Source organism: Pseudoalteromonas sp. XMcav2-N (assembly GCF_024124545.1).
In the GTDB taxonomy this organism is placed as follows: Bacteria; Pseudomonadota; Gammaproteobacteria; order Enterobacterales; family Alteromonadaceae; genus Pseudoalteromonas.
Genome location: NZ_JAMXSF010000010.1, coordinates 188,771 through 195,309, shown reverse-complemented (window position 1 = coordinate 195,309; position 6,539 = coordinate 188,771). Strand labels below are relative to the sequence as shown.

General features: G+C 44.9%; 4 protein-coding genes and 1 pseudogene. 2 read left to right on the top strand and 3 right to left on the bottom strand.

The genetic code is table 11. The features are described 5' to 3' along the window. Positions 1-297: pseudogene (locus tag NH568_RS14530) on the bottom strand (transposase); the annotation flags it as partial. 790 nt (positions 298-1,087) lie between these two features. Between NH568_RS14530 and NH568_RS14525 the strand changes: the two are divergent. Then, the gene (locus NH568_RS14525; protein ID WP_253048379.1) at positions 1,088-2,740 is read left to right on the top strand and encodes an alpha/beta hydrolase; all 1,653 of its coding nucleotides are present in this window, start codon (positions 1,088-1,090) and stop codon (positions 2,738-2,740) included. Between the two features lie 325 nt (positions 2,741-3,065). Here the strand turns inward: NH568_RS14525 and NH568_RS14520 are convergent, their stop codons facing one another. After that, positions 3,066-5,129, bottom strand: a complete 2,064-nt coding sequence (locus tag NH568_RS14520) for a S9 family peptidase (RefSeq protein WP_253048378.1) — start codon at positions 5,127-5,129, stop codon at positions 3,066-3,068. Between the two features lie 286 nt (positions 5,130-5,415). On the opposite strand from NH568_RS14520, the gene NH568_RS14515 reads away from it, so the two are divergent. Further along, complete coding sequence (locus tag NH568_RS14515) at positions 5,416-5,781, top strand: isoprenylcysteine carboxylmethyltransferase family protein (protein ID WP_253048377.1); 366 nt, start codon at positions 5,416-5,418, stop codon at positions 5,779-5,781. Positions 5,782-5,786: 5 nt separating this feature from the next. Here the strand turns inward: NH568_RS14515 and NH568_RS14510 are convergent, their stop codons facing one another. Then, positions 5,787-6,419, bottom strand: coding sequence for a hypothetical protein (locus NH568_RS14510; RefSeq protein WP_253048376.1), 633 nt, complete (start codon positions 6,417-6,419; stop codon positions 5,787-5,789). Positions 6,420-6,539: the final 120 nt, after the last annotated feature.

The window sequence follows — 6,539 nt, the reverse complement described above, 5'->3', positions numbered from 1 at the left end:
AAACAATTTGTGCCATCGGATAATGATGGCTTTGTCATTCAATCGATTGGCTTTTTTATCATCCACATATAAAACGATGTGAGTATGGTTATTCATAACAGCATAAGCGCAGATATCAATGCAGAAAATGGATGCAAGCAGGAGTAGCTTTTCTTCAACCCATTCACGGCGGTGTTCATAAGATTGGCCTGTTAATGGGTCTTCACCGCATAAAAAGGCACGCCTGACACAGCGGGAGATGCAATGGTAGTATTTTGTGTCAACTAAGCTGACCTGGCTTTTCCGTGCCGTTGGCATAGGATTCGTCCTTATCCTTGGAGCAGATTACAAGCATAGATGGTTGGAGTGTGGCAGACAAGTCTTTGAGTGGGTGTCTCAAGAGATCTTCAAGAGATCTTTTGTCTTAAAAGATATTTGCCTTGCTTAAGGTTGCTTTGCTGGTGCTACAATCTCCTCCATTGGGCGCATATTAATCCCAGTCTCAATTTCGACACACTAGCCTGTTTCATCTGTGCCAAAACCGGTACTCCTCTTTCAGCCATCCATTAAGTTAGAAAGTAAAGGCAAATAAAAACAAAGGCTTATGGTCTTTCAAATTCTGGTACATCCTTTGCGACGGCTTCAGCAAATTTGATCTACAACAGAAAAGAAAGGCAGGTGGATATACAAAGAAAACTTAGGCCGTCTGTGCGCTGGAAAAAACTGAATTGTGTGTTGCTGGTTATGGTGCAAACGAAGAACAAAAACACAAAAACACAGCAAAAACACAGACACCCAGCACAAAAACACAGACACCCAGGGTTATCTGTTGCTTTATAGCTCTGAGAGACAAGTTTTGAATGTGTGTCTCTTGAGATCCCTAAGATCTTACATGCCGTCGCACAGGTGTTTTTAAACCTACGTATGCCATGAGTCGCATTGAGCTATGTAACAAGGCATTAAATAAGATTTGCGGCCTCGCCGTTAGCAGTGATGAAAAATTCGGTGAATGGTGATGAAACTTCATACATAACTTAATTTTACTCGCTGTGCTATTTGAGCTGTCCCTATTATGGGATGATTTTTACTAATATAAGAAAGGAATAATATGCGCTTTTTAGTTAAAACCTGTTTGCTGGCAGGTTGTTTATCAAGTACTTCTGGTTGGGCAAATAGCCCTGTTAAGTCGAGCTTTAACCAATATTTTGCGTTTGACTGGGGACCATGCCCAAGCCAGTTTCAAAGCCCTGATAACCGCAATGAATGTACTCTGGCTCAGGTGCCATTGAATTGGGATGACCCAACAGGCAAGCAAATTGACGTGTTAGTCTCAAAACATCCTGCACATTCGGGTAACAGCCGCGGGCAAATATGGTTTTTACAGGGCGGACCGGGTGGCTCAGGGAGCTTTTTTGTTAATCAGTTTGACAGCTCACTGGCACCTTTTACGAATGACTACGACTTATACGTGCTTGAACACCGTGGGGTAGGCTGGTCGACCCATTTGGGGTGTAACAATCCACCTTCCCAAGATTACGAGGCCTATTGGCAAGGTTGTTTTGACGATTTATATAACCAGTGGGGAGAAGGGCTATATCAGTTTAATACCACTTCAGCCGCGAAAGATCTCGATTATGTGATAGGTAAAAGCAAGGTATTAGACTGGCTGCCAAGTCATGTTTATGGCGTGTCATATGGCACTTTTTGGGCACAGCGTTTCAGTCAGGTGGCGCCGACTGGCGCGCAAAGTCTGATATTAGATTCCGTGTTTCCTGCAACCGGGGCTGGGTTAGACCTTTGGGATGAGAACTACGGCAAAATTTTTACTCAGTTAAGCCATTATTGTGATCAGGATGCTCTGTGTAGTAGCAAGTTTCATGGCGAGGCAGATCAAGCAATTCGCTCGCTGTTACAGCGTGTGTTTAGTGGTGAACATTGTCCCGATTTGGCATTTATTCGCGACGAATTACAAGCGTTTGCAACCATATCTATGACGCGTTCGTTAGAACAAATATTAATGCCTGCTTTTTATCGTCTGGCACGTTGCAATAACGATGACGTCTTGGCGCTCAATAATTTACATCAGTTTATATTGAGGGGGGAAGGTCGTGAGTTAGTTCAACTGCCCGCCAAAGATCCGCTGGGTTATTCCAGTGTCATTGCACGGCTAATTAGTAATAATGAGCTCAATGATGTGGAGCGAGATTTAACAGAGCGTTTGGCATTCTGTCAGGATGCTGTAGCCTGTTATCCCACTTACTTCCTGCTGCAAAAGGAAGTTGATAAAACCATTTGGGGTAATCGCTACAGCGATGAATTTATCTATCAAAATATGCATCATTATATGCCAACACTGGCCATCAATGGCGACGTAGATCCACAAACGCCACACTATGATATACCGCTGATACAAGCTACTTTTACTAATATTAATCAACGTTATGTGGAGTTTCCACAAACCGAACACGGGGTGGTTTTTGTCACACACTTGAACGAGGGAAGTGAAACCTGTGGTGCTCAAGTTATGATGAGCTTTATTGAAAATCTATGGTCTGAGCCAGATACCAGTTGTTTGAGTAATCTCAAAGGACTCAGCTTTTTAGCTTCTGAGTTTGAAAGTCTAATGCTCTTTGGTACAAGCGATGCATACGAGGGGACAGTGCAAACCATGACAATCGAGCAGCGTTTGGCGCTTAAACAAGCTCAGCCGGAACAGTTTGCTCAAGCTATTGGCACATTCACCAGGTTGGTAGACTGGTAAAGACGAATCAGGGTCCATCCCGTTTGAAAGTTTAGGCAGCCGGCATCACTGACATAACATTGCGGGCTGCTAAAAACTCAATTGCTTATCGGCATAAAGTGAGTGGTGGCTTAGAGATTCGCGGTACTTGAATAGAAAAGACTGTTTATCGTTGGTATGTCAGGCTTGGCCGGAACTAATTCGGTATATAGCCCGAGTTTGATGGCAGACTGGTAGAAAATGTTCTAGTACGTATGGCGAGGCACTAATACACTCTGAACAACCACCATAAACAAAAAAGGCTTGCCAATCTGGCAAGCCTTTTTTTAACCATAAAAACAGCAGTTTACTTATTCTGCTCTTTCACTGCTTTTAATTTAGCGGCATGGTCAATCTCATACTCAGGCATGTCTTTGTTGCCGTGGATCAGGTAATTGTCCATCCAGCGCATTAAACGCAGGCTGTAGTCGTACTGAGCCGCAACTTTGCGGTTACCATGGCCTTCGCCTGGGTAGTAGATAAGACGTACGTCTTTGTCTTGCACCTTCATGTAGCGGTACAGCTCCATCGATTGAGCCGGGTGAACGCGCGGGTCGTCTTTACCATGCATGATTAACAGTGGCGTTTTTGACTGACCAGCCCAGTAAATTGGGCTGCGCTCAAGGTACCACTGCCATTTTTGCCACGGGTAAGAGCGGGCGTGAACCAGGAACATTTCGTTTGAAATGTCTGTAGTACCGAACTTAGACAGTTGGTTAGTCACACCTACAAACATGACACTGGCCGCGAAGTGCTCGGTCAGTTTAGTTGCGCCCCAGGCCGAAGCGTAACCACCGTAAGAGCCACCTGTGATACCAACGCGCTTGGTGTCAACCAGGCCCATGTTAACCAGGTATTCTTTCATGTCGACCAGATCGTCAAACTCTTTACCTGCATAGTCGCCCTGACCGAGTTTTGAGTAGTCAACACCTTTACCTGTAGAGCCACGATAGTTCGGATAGAATACCGCATAACCACGGGCCGCACCCATTTGACCTGGATCTGAGTAGCTGGTCAGCCAGCCGTTTCTGTCATGACTCTCAGGACCACCGTGTACCGCCATGATCAGAGGGTAACGTGTGCCTTCCTGGTAGTCCAGTGGGTAGATAAGCACACCACCAATCTCAACACCGTCACGGGCTTTGAAGTTAATCGCTTCCTGCTTTGCCAGACGCTTGGTGTTTAACCAGGGATTTGAATCGGTTAAGCGAGTTGGCTTTTTAGAGCGCACCATAAACACTTCGCTTGGGTGTTTCGGGCTTTCTGCACGCACGCCAATGGTCTTATCTGAATCAGATACTGACAGGCTGTGGGCGATGAACTTGCCTTCTTTAACCAGCTTTTTGTATTTGCTTGAACCTACTTTGACCTGGCCAATGAAAGTTTCAACGCCTACATCAGCAATAAAGTTCAGTACGTTTTTGCGGTTTGACCATTCGAAGTCTTTGAAGTGGCCCATAAAGTTAGGGATCCATTCTTCTACTTTACCGGTTTTGGCATTGGCCAGATACAAGCGGCCCTTGGCAGGATCGTGCTTGTCTTCAGCACCCAGAATCGCAATGTACTTGCCATCATGAGAGAACTCAGCTTCACCTAATTTACCTTCGGTTTTGAATGAGGTGGTGATTTTCTGCGTTGCCACATCCATAACATGCCACTGAGACTTCATATATTGATCGTCGATCAATGCAGTTGGCTGAGTTTTTACTAACAGTGTGCTGGCATCGTCAGACCAATTGATGTCGCTGACATATCCTTCGACAGGTACTACGGCTGGCGTCAGCGGTTTGTTTGTCTGTACCAGGTCAATTAAATGTAGCTGTTTGTTTTTCAGACCAAGCTCATACACTTCGGCCATAAAGCCCAGCTTTTTAAGCTCTTTTTCGCTTGCGTCTTTGGCTGGCATAGCCAGAATTGCAACTTGCTTACCGTTAGGGCTCAGACGATACTTGTTGATTGAAGTGCCTTTGAGCGACAGTACTTTTTGGGCTTCACCGCCGTCTACTGCAATGCGGTATAGTGAGGTGAACTTGTCTTCTTTTTTCTTGGCTGTGAAGTAAATGAATTTACCATCTGCAGACCATTCAATTTTACCTACGTTAATCTTACCTGTGATAAAAGGCACTTCATTGCCTTCGTCATCAACCACATATAATTCACTGTAGTTTTTACCATTGCTGTCTACATACAGCTCACGGGGTACGGAGCGACGAAACGCAACCGATTCGCCATCCGGGCTGACTGCTGCCTGAATCACGCGCTGAATAGTAGGGATATCTTCAACTGTGATGGTGTCATTTGCCGATGCGGCAAAGGTGCTGGCACTGGCAAGGCCAATAGCAAGCGCGAGGGTAGTTTTTATAAGCTTCATAAATGCTCTCTGGATTACACTTTTTATAAACTAGACCGCAGGGTGTAGTGCGAGTGGGCAATATTTTACGTTAGCATAGGCTGAAAACCAGTGTTTGCGATTAACTGTCAGCTTTATGGGATAAATAATTGCGACATATCAATTAAATGACATCTTTTAATGCTGAGGGGTCACTATGTCAGAGTCACAGAAACATCCTTTGGATACCAAAATACCACCTCCGGTTGTTTTATTGCTTCACATGCTTTTAAGTTGGGGGCTAGTCCAGATTACCGGGCACTTTACTATGGCCGAGTCACTTAAAATTGGCGGCACTTTGGTATTGAGTACGATAGGCGTTGTCGTTGCTCTGGCGGGTGTTTGGGCGTTTCGTCGTCATAAAACCAGCGTTGATCCGGTGCATGTAGATAAAGTATCGGTATTGGTCACAGGAGGCATTTATCACTTTACCCGCAATCCTATGTATGTGGGGTTGCTGTGCTTACTGGTTGCACAAAACTGGTATTTGGCATCGCCAGCTGGTGCACTCGTTGTATTGAGCTTTATCGGCTATATGACACGCTTTCAGATTAAACCTGAGGAGCGCTTTTTACTAAAAGCCTATGGCCAGGCCTATCGTGACTTTCTGAGCGCAACTCGTCGCTGGCTCTGACTAGTCTAACGTGTTGAAATCTGGTTAAATTGCGCTCTGATATCATCCGGCATCCCCCAGGAATGCTTAACTAAAATGGTTTTGAACAGGTCTTGCCAGGCTTTACTTTGTTGATTAGTTAACAAACTTTGCTGCTTAATGAGCAGACGCTTTATTTCTGAGACGTTGTGGTAATCCGGCCATAGTGCTTCTGCTGCGGTAAATTGTGAAATAGCCTGCGAGACATCGCGAGCAAGTAGCGCTTCAAAACCTGCTCTTTCATACATATCGACTTGGTCTTTTCTGCCAGGTGATAATACTTGTTCAGTTTGAAGTGCATGCTGTTTTACCACGGATAATTGCTTATCGAGGTTTGCCTTGATGCCGTCTACTTTCTTTAGCAGTTGTTCAGGCGCCTGACTGGCCTCGATGTCTTCTTTGAGCTGGGTTATTTGTGCTTCGTAGTTGTGGCTAATATCTTCTATCTGTTTTCCCAGCTTAAGGCCAAATGCATCAACCTCTCTTTGCTCTATGATTTTAAACAGCTTATCGCCATATACAGCAAAGGCAAGAATGAGGATTACGGGCCAGAGAAATACCTTAATGTATTCCAGCACCAGGCGGTAAATGGCGAGCTTTTGCTCTGTATAGTCAGTCATGGCGCGCTCCTTTACACCTTAACAAGATTTTCCATTGTGACTCAAATTAGATTTAATGCAAAGGGAAGTGAATTGGAATTTTTAGTGGGCAAGGGAATTACCGGTACGTTTAAATCTCAA

Excerpts from the sequence above, each read along its gene's own strand:
- NH568_RS14510 (WP_253048376.1), bottom strand. The coding sequence starts at position 6,419 with ATGACTGACTATACAGAGCAAAAGCTCGCCATTTACCGCCTGGTGCTG.
- NH568_RS14515 (WP_253048377.1), top strand. The coding sequence starts at position 5,416 with ATGGCCGAGTCACTTAAAATTGGCGGCACTTTGGTATTGAGTACGATA.
- NH568_RS14520 (WP_253048378.1), bottom strand. The coding sequence starts at position 5,129 with ATGAAGCTTATAAAAACTACCCTCGCGCTTGCTATTGGCCTTGCCAGT.
- NH568_RS14525 (WP_253048379.1), top strand. The coding sequence starts at position 1,088 with ATGCGCTTTTTAGTTAAAACCTGTTTGCTGGCAGGTTGTTTATCAAGT.